Annotated in this window: 19 protein-coding genes; 7 read left to right on the top strand and 12 right to left on the bottom strand. The window is 70.2% G+C overall.

The window, feature by feature from the left end:
• Positions 1 to 1,239, bottom strand: a complete 1,239-nt coding sequence (locus ACEN9J_RS27425; RefSeq protein WP_413762568.1) for a plastocyanin/azurin family copper-binding protein — start codon at positions 1,237 to 1,239, stop codon at positions 1 to 3.
• 143 nt (positions 1,240 to 1,382) lie between these two features.
• Here ACEN9J_RS27425 and ACEN9J_RS27420 point away from each other — a divergent pair, with 143 nt between their 5' ends.
• The 4 genes from ACEN9J_RS27420 to ACEN9J_RS27405 all read left to right on the top strand — a co-directional run bounded on the left by ACEN9J_RS27420 (position 1,383) and on the right by ACEN9J_RS27405 (position 5,691).
• Positions 1,383 to 1,946, top strand: coding sequence for a sigma-70 family RNA polymerase sigma factor (locus tag ACEN9J_RS27420; protein WP_057594401.1), 564 nt, complete (start codon positions 1,383 to 1,385; stop codon positions 1,944 to 1,946).
• Entirely contained in the window at positions 1,933 to 2,592 is a 660-nt protein-coding gene (locus ACEN9J_RS27415) for an anti-sigma factor family protein (RefSeq protein ID WP_413762567.1), read from the top strand. The genes ACEN9J_RS27420 and ACEN9J_RS27415 overlap by 14 nt, the downstream gene beginning before the upstream one ends.
• A 115-nt stretch (positions 2,593 to 2,707) precedes the next feature.
• A complete protein-coding gene (locus ACEN9J_RS27410) occupies positions 2,708 to 3,766 on the top strand; it encodes a DUF4105 domain-containing protein (protein ID WP_413762566.1) in 1,059 nt (352 codons plus the stop codon).
• Between the two features lie 2 nt (positions 3,767 to 3,768).
• A complete protein-coding gene (locus ACEN9J_RS27405; protein WP_413762565.1) occupies positions 3,769 to 5,691 on the top strand; it encodes an esterase/lipase family protein in 1,923 nt (640 codons plus the stop codon).
• 4 nt (positions 5,692 to 5,695) lie between these two features.
• On the opposite strand, the gene ACEN9J_RS27400 is transcribed toward ACEN9J_RS27405, so the two are convergent.
• From ACEN9J_RS27400 to ACEN9J_RS27380, 5 genes are all read right to left on the bottom strand, one after another.
• The gene (locus ACEN9J_RS27400; protein WP_082321706.1) at positions 5,696 to 6,940 is read right to left on the bottom strand and encodes an MFS transporter; all 1,245 of its coding nucleotides are present in this window, start codon (positions 6,938 to 6,940) and stop codon (positions 5,696 to 5,698) included.
• A 119-nt stretch (positions 6,941 to 7,059) separates the two neighbouring features.
• A complete protein-coding gene (locus tag ACEN9J_RS27395) occupies positions 7,060 to 7,818 on the bottom strand; it encodes an enoyl-CoA hydratase/isomerase family protein (protein WP_413762564.1) in 759 nt (252 codons plus the stop codon).
• On the bottom strand, positions 7,815 to 8,768 hold the full coding sequence (locus ACEN9J_RS27390; RefSeq protein WP_057594405.1) for a Bug family tripartite tricarboxylate transporter substrate binding protein: 954 nt from the start codon (positions 8,766 to 8,768) through the stop codon (positions 7,815 to 7,817). Before ACEN9J_RS27390 ends, ACEN9J_RS27395 begins: the two co-directional genes overlap by 4 nt.
• A 37-nt stretch (positions 8,769 to 8,805) precedes the next feature.
• Positions 8,806 to 9,966, bottom strand: coding sequence for a CaiB/BaiF CoA transferase family protein (locus tag ACEN9J_RS27385; RefSeq protein WP_413762563.1), 1,161 nt, complete (start codon positions 9,964 to 9,966; stop codon positions 8,806 to 8,808).
• A gap of 3 nt (positions 9,967 to 9,969) precedes the next feature.
• Positions 9,970 to 10,755 carry an enoyl-CoA hydratase-related protein gene (locus ACEN9J_RS27380; RefSeq protein ID WP_413762562.1) on the bottom strand — a complete coding sequence of 262 codons (786 nt, stop codon included), beginning with the start codon at positions 10,753 to 10,755 and terminating at the stop codon, positions 9,970 to 9,972.
• Between the two features lie 97 nt (positions 10,756 to 10,852).
• Between ACEN9J_RS27380 and ACEN9J_RS27375 the strand changes: the two genes are divergently transcribed.
• Positions 10,853 to 11,674, top strand: coding sequence for an IclR family transcriptional regulator (locus ACEN9J_RS27375; protein ID WP_296726265.1), 822 nt, complete (start codon positions 10,853 to 10,855; stop codon positions 11,672 to 11,674).
• Between the two features lie 4 nt (positions 11,675 to 11,678).
• On the opposite strand, the gene urtE is transcribed toward ACEN9J_RS27375, so the two are convergent.
• The 6 genes from urtE to ACEN9J_RS27345 all read right to left on the bottom strand — a co-directional run bounded on the left by urtE (position 11,679) and on the right by ACEN9J_RS27345 (position 17,839).
• A complete protein-coding gene (urtE, locus tag ACEN9J_RS27370; RefSeq protein WP_413762561.1) occupies positions 11,679 to 12,371 on the bottom strand; it encodes an urea ABC transporter ATP-binding subunit UrtE in 693 nt (230 codons plus the stop codon).
• A 12-nt stretch (positions 12,372 to 12,383) separates the two neighbouring features.
• Positions 12,384 to 13,262: an urea ABC transporter ATP-binding protein UrtD gene (urtD, locus tag ACEN9J_RS27365; protein WP_208507805.1), complete on the bottom strand. Its 879-nt coding sequence runs from the start codon at positions 13,260 to 13,262 to the stop codon at positions 12,384 to 12,386.
• Positions 13,259 to 14,485, bottom strand: a complete 1,227-nt coding sequence (urtC, locus tag ACEN9J_RS27360; RefSeq protein WP_413762560.1) for an urea ABC transporter permease subunit UrtC — start codon at positions 14,483 to 14,485, stop codon at positions 13,259 to 13,261. The genes urtD and urtC overlap by 4 nt, the downstream gene beginning before the upstream one ends.
• Positions 14,482 to 16,029 (bottom strand): urea ABC transporter permease subunit UrtB, encoded by a 1,548-nt coding sequence (gene urtB, locus ACEN9J_RS27355; RefSeq protein ID WP_413762559.1) that lies wholly within the window; start codon positions 16,027 to 16,029, stop codon positions 14,482 to 14,484. Before urtB ends, urtC begins: the two co-directional genes overlap by 4 nt.
• Before the next feature lie 90 nt (positions 16,030 to 16,119).
• Entirely contained in the window at positions 16,120 to 17,388 is a 1,269-nt protein-coding gene (urtA, locus tag ACEN9J_RS27350) for an urea ABC transporter substrate-binding protein (RefSeq protein WP_057594412.1), read from the bottom strand.
• A 136-nt stretch (positions 17,389 to 17,524) separates the two neighbouring features.
• Positions 17,525 to 17,839, bottom strand: a complete 315-nt coding sequence (locus ACEN9J_RS27345) for a nucleotide pyrophosphohydrolase (RefSeq protein WP_057594413.1) — start codon at positions 17,837 to 17,839, stop codon at positions 17,525 to 17,527.
• Positions 17,840 to 17,896: 57 nt separating this feature from the next.
• Here ACEN9J_RS27345 and ACEN9J_RS27340 point away from each other — a divergent pair, with 57 nt between their 5' ends.
• Together ACEN9J_RS27340 and ACEN9J_RS27335 are read left to right on the top strand one after the other, a co-directional pair.
• Positions 17,897 to 18,520 (top strand): transcriptional regulator, encoded by a 624-nt coding sequence (locus ACEN9J_RS27340; protein WP_177239239.1) that lies wholly within the window; start codon positions 17,897 to 17,899, stop codon positions 18,518 to 18,520.
• On the top strand, positions 18,504 to 18,932 hold the full coding sequence (locus tag ACEN9J_RS27335) for a hypothetical protein (RefSeq protein WP_413762558.1): 429 nt from the start codon (positions 18,504 to 18,506) through the stop codon (positions 18,930 to 18,932). The genes ACEN9J_RS27340 and ACEN9J_RS27335 overlap by 17 nt, the downstream gene beginning before the upstream one ends.
• Positions 18,933 to 18,945 lie beyond the last annotated feature (13 nt).

The following is an 18,945-nucleotide window of genomic DNA, read 5'->3' as shown; positions in this document are numbered from 1 at the left end:
TCAGGGTGCAATCACCGTGACGCGTGCCGTCATGTAGGGATGCACCGAGCAGGCATAGTCGTAGACACCGGGCTTGTCGAAGGTCTGCGTGAAGCCCTGGCCCGGCAGCATCAGGTCCATGCCCGCGGGGCCGTTCTTGAACACCACGCCATGGGGCGCGCCGTCGTCGTTCTTCCAGCGCACGGGCTGGCCCACCTTCACGGTGATCTGCGCCGGCTCGAAGGCGAAGTTGCGGATCGTCACGTGGGCCGAGCCGCCCGCATGCCCGGCCGGCGCGCCGCGCTGCACCGCCACCTTGCGCGGGGCATTGCCGACCGCCACCGTGTGCGACGGCCCCCCGGCCAGATCGATCACGCTGACGTCGTTCGAGCCCTCGTTGCTGACCCACAGCTTCCCGCCGTCGGCCGAGATGTCGAGCCAGTGCGGCTGCTTGCCCACGGCGATGCTGCGGCCCGGCGTGCGCGTCGCGGGGTCGAACAGCATCACCTCGCCCGGCCCCTGCACCACGACCACGCCGCTCGCCATGCCCGCGAAGTGCTGCGCGATGTGGGGCGACACGCCGGTGGGAATCGGCGCCAGCCACTGGTTGGTGGTCGCGTCCAGCACCTGCACCGCGAGAACGCCCGCCAGCGTCAGGTAGAGCGCCTTGCCGTCGGGGCCGAACTCGAGGTCGCGCGGCGGCTTGTCGAGCGCGATCTCCGAGACCGCCTTGCGCGTCGCCAGGTCGAGCACCACGAGCGCGAAATGGCCCGGCGCCTGCGAGGCCACGTAGGCCTGCCGGCCATCGGGGCGCACGGCGATGGTGTGCGGCTTGGGCACGGCCACGCTCGCGGCCACGGCATGGGTCGCGGTGTCGATGAAGGCCACGCGGTCGTCGCCGTTGACGGCCACCAGCACCCAGCGGCCATCGGCCGTGGTGGCGAGGCCCTGCGGTCCCTGGCCGACCTCGATGCTGTGCGTCACGCGGTCGGTCGCGGCGTCGATCTCGCTCACCGCCGAGGCGCTGGAGCCGCTGACGAACACGCGTTGGCCGTTCGGGGAGATCACGATGCCGTCGGGCCCCGCGGCCACCGGCACGGTGGCGAGCACGCGCTCGCTGCCGGTGTCGATCACGCTGAGCGTGCTGTCCTTGAAGTTGCCGACGTAGGCCTTGGGGCCGGCGGCCAGCGCCGGGAAGGCCAGGGCGCCGGAGGCCGCGAGAACGGCGAGCAGGCGTGCGAATCCTGGAAAGGCGGTCATGGGGGAACACTCCTGAAAGAAGAGAGGAAGAGAATCGGCACAGGGCATGACGCGCGGTGCCCTTCGTCTATTCCCCGAAATTTTTTCGCGCAGGGCTGGAATAAAACGCGCGCCCGCCGCGTCATGCCCCCAAAGCACGTCCCTTGACCGACCGCACCCGCCAGTTCGAAGCCGCCGCCCTGCCGCATCTCGATGCGGCCTGGAATCTCGCGCGCTGGCTGCTGCGCGACGACCGCCTGGCCGAGGACGCGGTGCAGGAGGCCTACCTGCGGGCCTTCCGTTTCTTCGACGGGCTGCGCGGCGAGAACGCGCGGCCCTGGCTGCTGGGCATCGTGCGCAACGCGTGCTACGACTGGATGCGGCAGAACCGGCAGCTGGCCGACCAGGTGGAGTTCGACGAGCTGCGCGACAGCGAGTCGGCCGACGCGACGGCGCCGGAGGCCGGCGATCCCGCGCGGCTGTGGGAGCGGCGCGTGCAGGGCGAGCGCGTCAATGCAGCGATCGACGCCCTGCCCGCGGTCTACCGCGAAGCGATCGTGCTGCGCGAACTGGAGGAGCTGCGCTATGAAGACATCGCACGCATCGCCGGCGTGCCGCTGGGCACCGTGATGTCGCGGCTGTCGCGCGCGCGGGCCCTGCTGCGCGAGAGCCTGCGCGACGAGCGCCCGGGCCCGACGCGGGAAAGGACACGGCATGCCAATTCCTGACGAAGAGCTGGGAGCGCTGATGCGACAGCACGCCACGCGCCATGCGCCGCCCGCCGGCCTGGCCGAGCGCATCGCGCTGTCGGTGCGCGCCGAGGCCGGCGCACCCGCAACGCCGGCGCCGCGCCGTCACGGCTGGTGGCAGGGCCTGCTCGGATTCGGAACCGGCGCGGCCGCGGCCTGGGGCCTGGCGCTGGTGCTGCTGGCATCGCCGGCGCCCCTCGAGCTGCTCGGCGCGCAGGTCACGGCCAACCACGTGCGCTCGCTGATGGCCTCGCACCTGGCCGACGTGGCCTCCACCGACCAGCACACGGTCAAGCCCTGGTTCGCCGGCAAGCTCGACTTCTCGCCGCCGGTGGTGGACCTCGCCGCCGAAGGCTTCGCGCTGACGGGCGGGCGGCTCGACTACCTCGACGGGCGCACGGTGGCGGCGCTGGTCTATCGCTCGGGTCCGCACGTCATCAATGTCTTCGTCTGGCCCATGGCCGATGCGAAGCCGCAGGCCCCGGCCTTCTCGACCCGGCAGGGCTACCAGCTCGCGCACTGGACCCAGGGCGGCATGCAGGCCTGGGCCGTGTCGGACCTCAATGCGGCCGAGCTGCGCCACTTCGCGGCGCTGCTGCACGCGAGGACGGCGGTGCGCCCTTAGCGGCTGAAGACGGGATCGGGCAGCCGATCCCGTCTTCGTTGCGGCACATCGCGCGCGGTCGCGGTCGGCGCGCGGGACTGCGTTTAAGCTCGGCGCCGATCCACGCGTTTCCCGAATGAGCCCCTCCCCCTCCCAAGCCATCACGCATTCCGCCTCCGGGTTCCGGACCTTGCTGCGCATCGTTGGCCGCGTCGCGGCCTCGCTGGTTCTGCTGCTGTCGACGGGCTGGGCCTGCCTCGCGCTCTGGTACCAGTTGCCCGTGGGCGAGACGGGCAAGGTCGCCGCCGCCGTGCTCTGGAGCGGCTTCGGCCTCGCGGCCCTGGTACTGCTGTGGCGCGGCCGGGCCGCGCGCGCCCTGCTGTCCTACGCGGCCGGCTTCGCGCTGCTGCTGGGCTGGTGGAACACCATCGTGCCGCTGCAGCAGCGCGACTGGGCCGACGACGTCGCGCGCCAACTGGTGGCGCGCGTCGACGGCAACGTGGTCACGCTCGAGAACGTGCGCAACTTCGACTGGCGCAGCGACACCGACTACACGCCGCGCTGGGAAACGCGCCGCTACGACCTTGAGCGCCTGCGCTCGGTCGACGTCTCGGTCTCGTACTGGATGGGCCCGGCGATCGCGCACACGCTGGTGTCCTTCGGCTTCGACGACGGCCGCTTCCTCACCTTCTCGATCGAGATCCGCAAGGAGCGCGGCGAGAGCTTCTCGTCGATCGGGGGCTTCTTCCGGCGCTTCGAGCTGAGCCTGGTCGCGGCCGAGGAGCGCGACGTGCTGCGCGTGCGCACCAACGTGCGCGGCGAGGACGTCCACATGTACCGCGTGCGGCTGCCACAGGCCGAGATGCGCTCGCTGTTCCTGGCCTACCTCGACCAGAGCGCCGCGCTGCTGCGCGCGCCGAGCTTCTACAACACGCTCACGGCCAACTGCACCACCATCGTCTACGACCTCGCCAGGCGCATCGTGCCGGGCCTGCCGATGGACTGGCGGCTGCTGGCCTCGGGCTACCTGCCCGACTACCTGTACGACGTGGGCGGGCTCACGCCGGGCTACAGCCTCGATGCGCTGCGCGCGGACGGACGCATCACGCAGCGCGCGATCGCGAGCGATGCCACTCCGGGCGTCGATTTCTCGCGCGCGATCCGGCAGGGGCTGCCGGGCGCCGAGGCCCCGTGACGATGCGCGCGCGTCTCTCCGGCCTGGCGGCCCTGCTGTGCGCCGCCGCGCTGCTCGCGGGCTGCGCGGGCGTGAAGGTGGGCTCGATCTCGCCCGCCGAATACCTCGCGCAGCGCCGCGGCGACGTGCTCACCACGGGCCGGCTCAGCACCTCGGCCGAGGAGGTGCTGCGCGTGATCGGCTCCGATGCCGAGCTGTGCGGCAAGGACGGCCCGGCCTGCCGCAGCGCACTGGCCGACTCGCCGGGCCTGAGCGACGAGCAGCGGCTGTCGGCGCTGTCGGAGGTGTGGCTGCAGGTGGCGATCGCGGCCGAGAAGAGCGGCAGCGCGACGCCGCCGGGCTCGAGCGCCGATACCGCCGCCATCGAGGCCTGGCTCGAGAGCGCGCGCCATGCCTATGCCTACCTGTTCTTCACCGCGCGCAAGCCGCGCGACCGTGCCTTCGAGGACCGGCAGACGCAGGTGCGCGACTACTACAACTACGCGGTGCAGCAGGCCATCACGGGCCTGTACCGCGGCGCGCGGCGCAACGGCGCGGCCCAACCGCAGGTGCCGCGCGTGGGCGACTGGCGCATCGAGGCCGACGTGTCGGGCCTGCGCCTGCCCGCCGACGCGCCGCTGCCCGACGAGCTGATCCCCGCCGCCTCGCTGACCTTCTCGGGCCTGCGCAACACCTACCGGCGCGACGGCTTCGGCGCCGAGCTGGTGGCGGCCGACAGCCAGCGCACCGACGAGAAGGCGCCCGCGCGCGATACCGCCGAGCCGCGCCCGCCCTACCGCGAGATGCCCTTCCCCGCCGTCACCGCGCTGCTGCTGTTCGAGGGCGGCAACCTCGCCGAGGTGCTGGCCACGCGCAGGCTGCGCATCGCGGCCTACGACCCCTATCGCACGGCCAACGTGCAGCTGGCCGGGCAGGAGGTGCCGCTGGCCGCCAACTTCACCTCGGGCTACGGCCTGTGGCTGGCCCGCTCCGACTTCGCGCTGCAGGCGCTGCGCAGCCTGTTCGGCGGTCGCGACGGACTCACGCAGCCGCGCATCTACCTGATGCAGCCCTACGACCCGGAGCGCCGCACGGTCATCATGCTGCACGGCCTCGCGAGCAGCCCCGAGGCCTGGATCAACGTGGCCAACGAGGTGCTCGGCGACGAGACGCTGCGCCGCCGCTACCAGATCTGGCAGGTCTACTACCCGACCAATGCGCCGCTGCCGCTCAACAACTTCGCGATCCGCGAGGCCGTGACGCAGACGCTGCAGCACTTCGATCCCACGGGCCAGGCCCCGGCCTCGAAGGACATCACGCTGATCGGCCACAGCATGGGCGGCGTGCTGTCGCGGCTGATGGTGTCGTCGTCGCAGGACAAGCTCTGGGACGCGCTGCTGGCCAGCTACCCGATGCCGGGCGCGCAGCAGCGGCGCATCGAGGAGAAGCTCGCGCCCTACCTGCGCTTCGAGCCGCTGCCGCAGGTCAGCGACGCGATCTTCATCGCCTCGCCGCACCGCGGCACCGACTTCGCCAACAACCGCATCTCGCGCTGGGTCGCCAACCTGATCACGCTGCCGGTGGCGATGCTGGGGCAGTTGAGCGACATCTCGCGCGAGCTGATCCGCATCGCGCCGGGCCGGCAGGACGCGGGGCCGCTGCGCATTCCCAACAGCATCGACAACCTCAGCGACCGCGATCCCTTCGTGCGGCTCTCCTCGGGCCTGCCGATGAATCCGCGCGTGCGCTTCCACTCGATCATCGGCAACGACACGCCGGGCCTGGCGCAGGCCCTGTCGAGCGACGGCATCGTGCCCTATGCCAGCGCGCACCTCGACGGCGCGGCCTCGGAGCTGGTGATCCCGTCGGCGCACAGCGTGCAGGAGAACCCGCTCGCGATCCTCGAGATCCGGCGCATCCTGCGCGAGCAGCTGCAGCCGCGCTAGGACTTCAGCCTTCGCAGGCCGCCACGCGCGGCCGCCGCGCATCGGCGCGCGCGCTCGCCACGGCCCAGCAGAAGACGCCCATGCCCGCGAGCGCGAGCAGCGCGCCGACCCAGCCGGTCGAGGTCCAGCCCAGGCCGGCGGCGATCGCCACGCCGCCGAGCCAGGCGCCGAGCGCATTGGCCATGTTGAAGGCCGAGTGGTTGAGCGCGGCCGCCAGGGTCTGCGCATCGCCGGCCACGTCCATCAGCCGGATCTGCAGCGCCGGGCCGATGGCCACGGTGGTGCCGATCAGGAACACGTTGAAGCCCGCGGTGTAGATGTTGTGGGCCGAGAAGACGAACAGCGCCAGCACCAGCGCCGCATAGGCCATCAGGCCGCCGATGGTGCGCATCAGCGACTTGTCGGCCAGCCGCGCGCCGACCAGGTTGCCGACCACCATGCCGAGCCCGAACAGCGCGAGCACGAAGGGCACGCCGCCCAGCGGCATGCCGGCCACCTCGATCAGCGTGGGCTTGATGTAGCTGAACACCGAGAACATGCCGCCGAAGCCGATGGCGCCGATGCCCAGCGTGAACCAGACCTGCTTGCGCTTGAGCGCGCCGAGTTCGCGCCAGGGGCTGGCACCCGCGGGCGCGGCGAGGTCGGGGATGTCGCGGCGCAGCAGCACCACGGCGATGAGCGCGATCACGCCCACGAACACGAAGGCCGCGCGCCAGCCGAACAGCTGGCCGAGCCAGGCCGCGATCGGCACGCCGACCAGCGTGGCGCCCGTGAGCCCCAGCATCACCAGCCCCACGGCGCGCGCGCGGCGCCCGGGCGGCGCGAGCGTGGCGGCCACCAGCGCGGCCACGCCGAAGTAGGTGCCGTGCGGCAGCCCGGTGGCGAAGCGCAGCAGGTTCAGCGAGGTGTAGCCGGGCGCCATCGCGCTCGCGAAGTTGCCGGCCGCGAACACGGCCATCAGCGCGATCAGCAAGGCGCGGCGGCGCCAGCCGGCCGCGAGCACCGCGAGCACGGGCGCGCCGATGACCACGCCCAGCGCATAGGCGCTGATCACGTGGCCTGCCTGCGGGATGCTGACGGCGATGTCGTTCGCGACCTCGGGCAAGAGGCCCATGATCACGAACTCGCCGGTGCCGATGGCGAAGCCGCCGACGCCGAGCGCGAGCACGGCGCGCAGGAACCGGGCCGACGAGACGGGCGGGATGGCGGGGGTGTCCGCGCCTTCGAGGGCGGATGGTGGGGCGTTCAAGGCCGGAGCTCCTGGGGGGAATGCCCGGCGAGCGCGGGCAAAGCCCGATTTTAGGGTAAACCCTTAAAGCACGCTGATGAGGTCTTGCGCCCCGTCCGATACCTTCTTGCCCCTGCCGCTCAACGGCGCAGGAAGCGCGGCGCGCGGCGTTCGGCCATGGCCTGCACGCCCTCCTTGAAGTCCTCGCTCGCGAACTGCACGCACTGCAGCTCGCGCTCGTGCCGGTTCGCCGCGGCCACCGCCTCGGCCAGGCCGCGCCGCAGGGTCGCGCGCGTCGATTCCACCGCGAGCGGGGCCGACAGCGCGATCTCGGCCGCGAGCGCCAGCGCGCTGGTGCGCACTTCAGCGGCCGGCACCAGCTGGTCGACCAGCCCGATGCGCAGCGCCTCCTCGCCGCCGATGCGGCGCCCGGTGTAGAACAGCAGCGCGGCCTGCTGCGCGCCGACCAGGCGCGGCAAGGTCAGGCTCAGGCCGAAGCCCGGATGGAAACCGAGGCGGTTGAAGTTGGCGCTGAAGCGCGCCTCGGCGCAGCCCACGCGGAAGTCGGCCGCCAGCGCGAGGCCGAGCCCGGCGCCGATGGCCGGGCCATGCACCGCGGCCACCAGCGGCTTGGCGTTGCCGAACAGGCGCATGGCCTGCTCGTAGAGCGGCGCGGGGTCGCGCGCATCGTCCTTGCCGCTGAAGTCGGCGCCCGCGCTGAAGGCCCGGCCTTCGGCGGCCAGCACGACGACGCGGCACTCGGGATCGGCATCGAGCTGCGCGAGCCGGTCGGCCAGTTCGCGCAGCAGCGCCACGTCGAGGTAGTTGAACGGCGCGCGCCGCAGCTCGAGCAGCGCCACGTGCGCATGGCCCGATTCCACCGAAGCGACCGCGCTCATTGCACCTCCAGCTTCGCGATGTCGACGTAGCCCTTCCACTTCTCGCGCTCCTGGCGCTCGAAGCTCGCGAGCTCGGCCAGGCTGACCTTCGCGGGCGCGAAGGCGAAGCCCTCGAGCCGCGCGCGGATCGGGTCGGTGGTCACGGCCTCGTTGATCCACTGGTTGAGCTGCTGCTGCAGCGCCGCCGGCGTGGCGGCCGGCACCGCGATGCCGAGGAAGCCGCCGCGGATGCTGAAGCCCGGATAGCTCTCGGCGATCAGCGGCAGCTCGGGATAGCGCTTGAGCCGCGCGTCGCTGTGCACCGCGAGCGCGCGCAACTGGCCCGAGGCCACGAAGGCATCGCCGGCCACGGTGTCGGTGAACACCACCTGGATCTGGCCCGCGATCAGCTCCGACATCGCCTGGCTCACCTGCTTGTACGGAATCGCCGCGAGCTCGATGCCGGCTTCGTGCGCGAACAGCGCGGCCGTGACCTTGGAGGTGGCGTTGAAGTGGCCGTAGTTGATCGTGCCCGGCGCCTTCTTCGCGGCGGCGACGAAGTCCTGCAGCGTCCTGTAGGGCGCGTCGGGCCGCACCAGCATGTAGGTGGAGCCGGGCCCGAAGGAGCCGACCAGCCGGAAGTCGCGCCCGGGGTCGTAGGGCAGCTTGCGGAACAGGCTGGGATTGGCCAGGTGCGTGGAGGTGGTGGCCAGCAGCAGCACCGAGCCGTCGGCCGGCGCATTGCGCACCGCCTCCACGCCGATGATGCCGTTGCCGCCGGGGCGGTTGTCGACCACCACCGCGCGGCCGGTCTTGCGCGTGAGGAACTCGGCCAGCATGCGCGCCGAGATGTCGCCCGAGCCGCCGGGGCCGAAGGGCACGACGATCTGGATCGGCTTGTGGTTGTCCGCCGCCATCGCGGCCGCGAACGGCAAGGCCGCGAGCGCGGCGAGGCACTGTCTTCTCTGCATGTCGTCTCCTGTTGTTGGTGTCGCTGGAGGTGCGCGCTCAGCCCGGGGCCTTCGCGCCAAGCGCCTCGTTGTGCTCGCCCACGCCGGGCGCGCGGTGCCGCACCCGCGGCCGCTCGCCATCGAAGGACAGCGGCAGCCCGACGATGCGCAGCTCCTCGCCGGGAATGGTCTGGAAGATGCCGATGGCCTCGGTCTGCGGCTGCGCGAGCACCTGCGCGAAGTCCTGGATCGGCGCGCAGGGAATGCCCAGGGCCTCGAGCGCCTCGAGCCACTGCTGCGTCGAGCGCGTGCGGAACACGGCCTCGAGCGCGGGGATCAGCAGCGCCTTGTGCTGCACGCGCAGCGCATTGCTCGCGAAGCGCTCGTCGCGCGTCCATTCCTCGCGGCCGGCCGCGCGCGCGAGCTTGGCGAACAGCCGGTCGTTGGCCGCGGCCACCACGATCTCGCCGTCCCCGGTCGGCAGCGCCTGGAACACCACCACGTTGGGATTGCCGCTGCGGTGCCGCTCGGGCTGCTTCCCGGTGGCATGGAAGCCGGCCATCATCACCTGCAGCCAGCCCAGCGCGGTCTCGAACAGCGAGGTGTCGACCACGCAGCCCTGCCCGGTCGAAGCGCGGCGCAGCAATGCCGCGATGCAGCCCAGCGCGGCCCAGACGCCGGTGCCGAGGTCGAGCACCTGCATGCCCACGCGCGCCGACGGCCCGCTCTCTGCGCCGTTGATGCTGAAGATGCCCGCGAAGGCCTGCACCATCGGCTCGTAGCCCGGCGCGAGGCGCATCGGCCCCTTGTGACCGAAGGCCCAGAGCGAGCAGTACACCAGCCGCGGGTTGAGCGCGCGCAGCGCTTCGGCGCCGAGCCCCAGTTCCTCGAGCGAGCCGGGCCGCATGTTCTGCACGAACACGTCGGCCTCGGCCGCGCGCTCGCGCAGCCATTGCGCCTGCGCCGGGTCCTTGAGGTCGAGCGCGATGCTCTTCTTGCCGTGGTTCATGGCCTGGAAGGTGGTCGCGGTGCCGCGCCAGAACGGCGGGCCCCAGCCGCGCGCGTCGTCGCCCGTGCCGGGCCGCTCGATCTTCACCACCTCGGCGCCGAGCGAGGACAGGATCTCGCCCGCGTAGGGCCCGGCGATGTTCTGTCCGAGCTCGATGACCTTGATGCCGGCCAGCGGCAGCGCGGTGCTGCTGTTCGTGTCGTCCGTCATGGTTCAGCGTCCCGTGAAACGGGGCGCGCGCTTCTCGACGAAGTGCCGCACGCCCTCGCGAAAATCCTCGGTGTCGCGGCAGGCCGCGATCTCGCGATCGGCCACGCGCGTGGCCTGCCCGAGGGTCTGGTAGCGGGCCTCGACCAGCTGCCGCTTGATGATGCGCACCGCGCGCGGCGAACTCAGCTCGGCGATCTCGGTGGCGCGCGCGAGCACCGCATCGAGAAAGCCTTCGGCCGGCAGCAGGCAGGCCAGTCCCATGCGATCGGCCTCCTCGGCCTGCAAGGTGCGGCCGGTCAGCAGCAGGTCGGCCGCATGCATCGGCCCGATCAGCCGCGGCAGCAGCCAGGCCGTGCCGTGCTCGGCCACCAGGCCGCGGCGCGCATAGGGCAGCGTGAGCTTGGCGCCAGCCGCCACGTAGCGCAGGTCGGCATGCAGCGCGATGCACAGGCCCACGCCCGCGGCCGCGCCGTTGATCGCGGCGATCAGCGGCTTGGCGAGCGCGCCGAGGTAGCCGTAGCGCTGCGCCGCGTCGTCGTCGGAATCGGCCTGCGGCACGGGCGGCCGGCCCGGGTCGGACAGCACCGCCATGTCCATGCCGGCGCAGAAGGCACGGCCGGCGCCGCTGAGCACGATGGCGCGCACCGCGTCGTCGGCTTCGGCATGCGCGACGGCCGCGCGCAGCTCGGCCTCGAGCGTGGGCGTCCAGGCATTGAGCCGGTCGGGCCGGTCGAAGGTGATCGAGGCCACGCGGCCGATCGCCGCGTACCTCAGTTGCGTGAAATCCAAGCGTGTCTCCTGGTCCGTTGCGCCCTGCGATGGGCATGCGGCCAGTATTCCGGCGGGCCCCGGCGGCGACAACCTTAGAATTTCGGAGAACGAAATCATGGCCACGCCCCGCCCTTCCACCGCCGGCTCGACGCGCGCCCGCACGCAGGCCACCGGCACCTTCGTGCGCAGCACGCCCGGCAGCCATTCGCTCGAACGCGGCCTCGCGCTGCTGCGCGCCTTCCGGCATGGCGTGGACGTGCTGACCAACGCCGAGCTGGCCGACCGCGCGCAGCTGCCGCGGCCCACGGTCAGCCGGCTCACGCGTTCGCTGGTGGATGCGGGTTTTCTCGCCTACGACCTCGAGCAGCGCGGCTACCGCCTCACGGCCGCCTGCCTGAGCCTCGCGCTGTCCTTCCGCAGTTCGGAGGCCACGCTGGCGCGCGCGCTGCCGCTGATGCGCGCGCTGGCCGAGGGCCGGCGCGTCAACGTCGGCCTCGCGGTGGCCGACCAGCTCGAGATGGTCTACCTGGAATCGGTGCGACTGAGCCGGCTCGGGATCTTCCGGCGCATCCTCTCGGGCTCGCGGATCCCGATCGCGAGCACCTCGCTGGGCTGCGCCTTCCTCGCCGGCATGCAGCCGGGCGAGCGCAAGGCCCTGCTGGGCCGGCTGCGGCAGGCGCACGGCGCCGAATGGCGCGTGCTGCAGCCGCGGGTGGAGGCCGCGCTCGACGCGGTGCGCGAGCACGGCTTCTGCCACGCGAACTGGGCCGCTGGCATGACCGCGGTGGCGCTGCCGCTGCGCGCGCCCTCGGGCAGTCTCTATGCGATGAACGTGAGCTTCCCCACCGCGGAGGAAGTGTCGACGGACGCCATCGAGGCGCACGCGCAACTGCTGCTGCGCCTCGCGGCCGACCTGCGCCGCGACTGGGCGCGCTGAGGCGTCAGATCGCCACCAGATGGCGCACGCCCTGCGCCTCCATGTCCTTGCCGAGGCCGCGCGCGATCACCTCGCCGCGCTCCATCACGAGGTAGTCGTCGGCCAGATCCTGCGCGAAGTCGTAGTACTGCTCGCACAGCACGATCGCCATGTCGCCGCGGTCGGCCAGCATGCGGATCACGCGGCCGATGTCCTTGATGATGCTCGGCTGGATGCCCTCGGTGGGCTCGTCGAGGATCAGCAGCTTCGGCTTGGGCGCGAGCGCGCGCGCGATCGCGAGCTGCTGCTGCTGGCCGCCCGAGAGGTCGCCGCCGCGGCGCCCGATCATCTGCTTGAGCACCGGGAACAGCTCGAACAGCTCGGCCGGGATCGGCGTGCCGCCGCGCTTGTAGGCCAGGCCCATGCGCAGGTTCTCCTCCACCGTGAGGCGCGCGAAGATCTCGCGGCCCTGCGGCACGAAGCCGATGCCCGCGCGCGCGCGGTCGTAGGGCGTGGCCTTGTGGATCGGCCGGCCCTCGAGCTCGATGCTGCCGCTCTTGATCGGCACCAGGCCCATCAGCGACTTCAGCAGCGTGGTCTTGCCCACGCCGTTGCGGCCCAGCAGCACCGTGACCTTGCCCAGCGTGGCCTCGAAGCTCACGTCGCGCAGGATGTGGGAGCCGCCGTAGTACTGGTGGATGTTCTTGACTGTCAGCATGGCGTGGTTTCCTCAGCGGCCCAGGTAGACCTCGATCACGCGCTCGTCGGCCTGCACCTCGTCGAGCGAGCCCTGCGCGAGCACCGAGCCGTCGCACAGCACGGTCACGATCTCGGAGATGGTGCGGATGAAGCTCATGTCGTGCTCCACCACCATCAGCGAATGCTTGCCCTTGAGCGTGAGGAACAGCTCGGCGGTGCGCGCCGTCTCCTCGTCGGTCATGCCGGCCACGGGTTCGTCGAGCAGCAGGAGCTTCGGGTCCTGCATCAGCAGCATGCCGATCTCGAGCCACTGCTTCTGGCCGTGGCTCAGGTTGCCCGCCATGCGCGACACGCTGGCCGCGAGGTGGATGGTCTCGAGCACCTCGGCGAGGCGGTCGCTCTGCGCCGAGTCGAGCCTGAACAGCATCGAGGCGCGCACGCCCTTGTCGGTCTTGAGCGCGAGCTCGAGGTTCTCGAACACCGTGAGGTGCTCGAACACGGTCGGCTTCTGGAACTTGCGGCCGATGCCGAGCTGCGCGATCTCGGCCTCCTTGTGGCGCAGCAGGTCGATGGTGCTGCCGAAGAACACCGTGCCCTCGTCGGGCCGGGTCTTGCCGGTGATGATGTCCATCATCGTGGTCTTGCCCGCGCCGTTGGGGCCGATGATGCAGCGCAGCTCGCCCGGCGCGATGTCGAGCGACAGCTTGTTGATCGCCTTGAAGCCGTCGAAGCTCACGCTCACGTCTTCCAGGTAGAGGATGCGGCCGTGGGTCACGTCGACCTCGCCGGGCGTCGCGATGCGGCTGAAGCCCGCCGTGCGGCCGCCCGATTCGGTGGCGCCGGTGTCGTGCGGATGGCCCTTGGCGCGTGCGGCGCGCTCGGCGCCGGCTTCCATCAGGTCGGGCGTCATGCGCGGGCTCCCTTCGGTTCCGCATGCAGCGGCGCGGCGATCGCTTCCGGCTCCATGCCCTGTTCCGTTGCCAGCGAACGCTGGGCCTCGGCGCGCGCCGACGATGCCGCAACGGGCGCCGCCTTCTCGCGCGACAGCCACTGGCGCACCAGCCCCACGATGCCGTTCGGCAGGAACAGCGTGACCGCGATGAACAGCGCGCCGAGGAAGTACAGCCAGTACTCGGGATAGGCCACCGTGAGCCAGCTCTTCGCGCCGTTGACGATGAAGGCGCCGATGATCGGCCCGATCAGGGTCGCACGCCCGCCCACCGCGGCCCAGATCGCGATCTCGATCGAGTTGGCCGCGCTCATCTCGCTCGGGTTGATGATGCCGACCTGCGGCACGTAGAGCGCGCCGGCCACGCCGCACATCACGGCCGAGATGACCCAGATGCTGAGCTTGTAGGGCAGCGGGTTGTAGCCCGAGAACATCACGCGCGACTCGGCGTCGCGGATGGCCTGCAGCACGCGGCCGAACTTGCTCGCGATCAGCCACTTGGCGAACAGGAAGAAGGCCAGCAGGGTGACGCCGGTGAGCGCGAAGATGGTCATGCGCATCTCCTGCGTGGCGATCGGGATGCCGAGGATGCGCTTGAAGTCGGTGAAGCCGTTGTTGCCGCCGAAGCCGGTCTCGTTGCGGAAGAACAGCAGCATGGCCGCGAAGGTCAGGGCCTGCGTGATGATCGAGAAATACACGCCCTTGATGCGCGAGCGGAAGGCGAAGAAGCCGAACACGAAGGCGATCAGGCCCGGCACCGCGACGATCAGGACCAAGGTGGCAATGAAGCTGTCGCTGAAGGTCCAGTGCCAGGGCAGCGTCTTCCAGTCGAGGAACACCATGAAGTCGGGCAGGTCGCTCTTGTAGTTGCCGTCGCGGCCGATCTGGCGCATGAGGTACATGCCCATCATGTAGCCACCGAGCGCGAAGAAGAGACCGTGGCCCAGCGAGAGAATGCCGGTGTAGCCCCAGATCAGGTCCATGGCCAGCGCGCAGATCGCGTAGCACATGATCTTGCCGACCAGCGCCACCGCGTAGTCGCTCATGTGCAGCGGGCTGTCGACCGGCACCCACATGTTGAGCATCGGCGCCACCGCGCACACCACGATCAGCGCGACGAAGAAGGCCGTCCAGCCCTTGCCGCTCAGCAGCGGCCCCTTGGTTGGAAGTACGACCTTGCTCATGCCTCTGCGCTCCGGCCCTTCATCGCGAAGATGCCCTGCGGCCGCTTCTGGATGAAGATGATGATGAAAACCAGCACCGCGATCTTCGCGAGCACCGCGCCCGCCCAGCCTTCGATGAACTTGTTGAGGATGCCCAGCCCCAGCGCCGCGTAGACCGTGCCCGCGAGCTGGCCGACGCCGCCCATCACGACCACCATGAAGCTGTCGACGATGTAGCTCTGGCCCAGGTCGGGGCCGACGTTGCCGATCTGGCTCAGCGCGCAGCCCGCGAGGCCGGCGATGCCCGAGCCCAGTGCGAAGGCGTAGGTATCGATGCGCGCGGTGTTCACGCCCATGCACGAGGCGATCGGGCGGTTCTGCGTGACGCCGCGCACGAATAGGCCCAGCCGCGTGCGGCCGATCAGCCAGCCCATGGCCAGCAGCACCAGCACCGCGAAGACGATGATGCACAGGCGGTTCCACGGCAGCGTGACGTTCGACAGCAGCGAGAGGCCGCCGCTCATCCAGGCCGGGTTCTCCACGCCCACGTTCTGCGCGCCGAACAGCGAGCGCACCAGCTGCTGCAGCATCAGGCTGATGCCCCAGGTGGCCAGCAGGGTCTCGAGCGGGCGGCCGTAGAGGAAGCGGATCACGCCGCGCTCGAGCACCGCGCCCACCAGCGCCGAGGCCAGGAACGAGACCGGAATGGCGGCCACCAGGTACCAGCCGAAGGCGGCCTCGGGCAGGTACTTCTGGAAGATGCCCTGCATCACGTAGGTGGCGTAGGCGCCGATCATCATCAGCTCGCCATGCGCCATGTTGATGACACCCATCAGGCCGTAGGTGATGGCCAGGCCCAGCGCGGCCAGCAGCAGCACCGAGCCCAGGCTGACGCCGCTGAACACGGCATTGAGGCGGTCGCCCCAGACCAGCGAGCCGTCGATGCTGGCGATGGAGGCCACGATCGCGGCCTTCACGTCGGCCTCGGTCTCGTCGGCCAGGCGCTGGTTGAGCAGCAGCTTGGTGTCGGGGCTGCGGCTCTCGCCGAGTTCGCGCGCGGCCACGAGGCGCTTGGCCTTGTCGGCGCTGCCGAGCATGCTGGCGGCGCGCACCAGTTCGAGCTGCGCCTTGATCTTCGGGTGGGTCTCGGCGGCCAGCGCCTTCTCGACCAGCGGCAGCCGCGATTCGTCGGGCTCCTTGAACAGCGCCTGCGCGGCCTCGGCGCGCACCGCGTCGTCCTTGCTGCCGAGCTTGAGCGCGGCCTGCGCGGCATCGAGCGCGCCGCGCATCAGGTTGTTGTTGACCACGTCCTCGGCCGTGTCGGGCACCTTGAGCTCGGCGCCGGTCACGGGGTCGTAGCCCTTGTCGTCCTTCATCACGAAGACCTTGTCTTCGGTGTACTTGACCGCGTCGTCCGACATCGCCTGGATGAAGTCGGCGGTCTTCTCGTCGGCGCTGGTGACGGCCTTGTTGAGCGCCGCGATGCGGGCTTCGGAATCGCCGGCGGCGATGGCCCGGGCTTCGTCGGCGGTCAGCGCCTGGGCGGCCGTTGCCATGAACAGCATGGCGGCAAATGCGCAGTGGAGGGTTCGTCGAAGCATCTTGAAGCGGAAGTAGGAAAGGCCCTCCCCCGGGCGGGGGAGGGAGGAACGCACTTACATCGACTTGCCGGCCGGATAGTCGGGCTTCTTGTCGTTGCCTTCGATGTACGGGCTCCACGGCTTGGCCTTGACCGGGCCCGGCGTCTTCCACACCACGTTGAACTGGCCGTCGGCCTTGATCTCGCCGATGAACACGCTCTTGTGCAGGTGGTGGTTCTTCTCGTCCATCTTCGAGACGATGCCCGAGGGCGCGGTGAAGGTCTGGCCGGCCATGGCGGCGATCACCTTGTCGGTGTCGGTCGACTTGGCCTTCTCGACCGCCTGCTTCCACATGTGGATGCCGATCCAGGTGGCTTCCATCGGGTCGTTGGTCAGCGGCTTGTCCTTGTGGCCGGCGATGTTCTTGGCCTTGGCGTAGTCGCTCCACTGCTTGATGAAGGCGGTGTTGGTCGGGTTCTTGATCGACATGAAGTAGTTCCACGCGGCCAGGTGGCCGACCAGCGGCTTGGTGTCCACGCCGCGCAGTTCTTCCTCGCCGACCGAGAAGGCCACCACCGGCACGTCCTTGGCCTTCAAGCCGGCGTTGCCGAGTTCCTTGTAGAAGGGCACGTTGGAGTCGCCGTTGATGGTCGACACCACGGCCGTCTTGCCGCCGGCCGAGAACTTCTTGATGTCGGCGACGATGGTCTGGTAGTCGCTGTGGCCGAAGGGCGTGTACTTCTCGTCGATGTCGGTGTCCTTCACGCCCTTGCTCTTGAGGTAGGCGCGCAGGATCTTGTTGGTGGTGCGCGGGTAGACGTAGTCGGTGCCCAGCAGCACCCAGCGCTTGGCGGCGCCGCCTTCCTTGCTCATCAGGTAGTCGACGGCCGGAATCGCCTGCTGGTTGGGCGCGGCGCCCGTGTAGAACACGTTCTTCGAGAGCTCTTCACCCTCGTACTGCACCGGGTAGAACAGCAGGCCGTTCATTTCCTCGACCACCGGCAGCACCGACTTGCGCGACACCGAGGTCCAGCAGCCGAAGATCACCGAGACCTTGTCCTGGCCGAGCAGCTGCTTGGTCTTCTCGGCGAACAGCGGCCAGTTCGAGGCCGGGTCGACCACCACGGGCTCGAGCTTCTTGCCGAGCACGCCGCCCTTGGCGTTGATGTCGTCGATGGCCATCAGCACCGTGTCCTTCAACACGGTTTCCGAGATGGCCATCGTGCCCGACAGCGAGTGCAGCACGCCGACCTTGATGGTGTCGGCGGCGAATGCGGGCACAGCGGAGATGCTGGCCAGCGCGACGGCGGCGGTGAGCGCCTTGAGGGTGAAACGACGTTGCATGTGGACTCCTGCTCCGGTGGGTTGAACCTGTTCGCCGGCGCGGTGCCGAGCGATGGGAGGGAGTCTGCGGAATGCACCAGGAAGGAGAAATACGCCGGGTGGCGTACACGGAGGTACTCAGGCCGCGTCAACGGCGCTACGGCGCCGGGTACTTGCGCGCGTTCGCGACCATCTTGCTGCGCGCGGCCTCGACGGGATCGATGCCGAGCTGGTCGGCCAATTGCAGCAGGTAGAGCAGCACGTCGGCGATCTCGGTGCCGACCTCGGCGCGCTTGTCGGCCGGCAGCTCGCGGCTCTGGGCCTCGGTGAGCCACTGGAAATGCTCGAGCAGCTCGGCGGCCTCGACCGAGAGCGCGGCGGCGAGGTTCTTGGGGGAGTGGAAGGGTTCCCAGTGGCGCTCGCGGGCGAAGTCGCGCAGGGCGAGCGTGAGCGATTGGAGGTCGTGGGTCATGGCGGCTCTTGGGGACACAAACATGAAAAGCCCATTTTGGGTAATAAAATGCCCAAAATGGGTAAATCGCCGATGCCGAAGCAGCTCGAAGCACCCGTCGGACTCGCCGACGCCCTGTTCACGACCACCCAGCAGCGCGTGCTGGGCTGCCTTTTCGGCCAGCCGGACCGGAGCTTCTTCTTCACCGAATTGATCAAGCTTACCGGCGCGGGCTCGGGCGCCGTGCAGCGCGAGCTCAAGCAACTGACCGACAGCGGGCTGCTCACGATGTCGCGCGTGGGCAATCAGAAGCACTACCAGGCCAATGCGCAATCGCCGATCCACGAGGAACTGAGCAGCATCGTGCGCAAGACCTTCGGGCTCGCGGGCCCGCTGCGCGAGGCGCTGCAGCCCGTGGCCGACAGGATCGAGGCCGCGTTCGTGTACGGCTCCGTGGCCAAGAAGAGCGACACGGCCGCGAGCGACATCGACCTGCTGCTGATCAGTGACGAGCTTGCCTATCCGGATCTCTTTCTCGCGCTCGATGCCGTCTCCGCACGGCTCGGCCGTACAGTGAACCCGACCCTGTTCACGAGGAAGGAACTGATGCGAAAGCTCAAGGACGGCGAATCCTTCGCCACGCGCGTGATGGCTCAGCCCAAGCTCTGGGTGCTCGGCGACGCGCATGCCCTCCCCGCTTGACAACCTCTGCGGCCCTTCGAAGCCGCTCGCGGCCGAGGCGCCCGATGCGCGCGAGTTCGCGGGCTTGCTGCGTTCGGGCCATGCCCGCCTGAAGGATGCGCAGGTCGCGCAGCTCTCGCTCGAGGGCCGCTTCGACCTCGTCTACAACGCGGCCCACGCCCTGTGCCTCGCCGCCTTGCGCTGGCATGGCTACCGCTCGGGCAACCGCTTCATCGTCTTCCAGGTGCTGCCCCACACGCTGTCGCTGGGCCCCGAGGTCTGGCGCGTGCTGGCCAAGGGCCACGAGATCCGCAACCTCGGCGAGTACGAGGGCGACCTGAACGTGGACGAGCGCATCGTCCGCGACATGATCGTGGCCTGCCAGCAGGTGGCAGCGAAGCTGTCGGCGCTCCCCGCGCCCGGCGGGCGCTGATGCTGTCGGGTGC

It is taken from the genome of Variovorax sp. Varisp41 (genome assembly GCF_047325085.1).
GTDB lineage: Bacteria > Pseudomonadota > Gammaproteobacteria > Burkholderiales > Burkholderiaceae_C > Variovorax.
The sequence above is the reverse complement of the archived record's forward strand: the minus strand, read 5'-3'. Positions and strand labels throughout refer to the sequence as shown.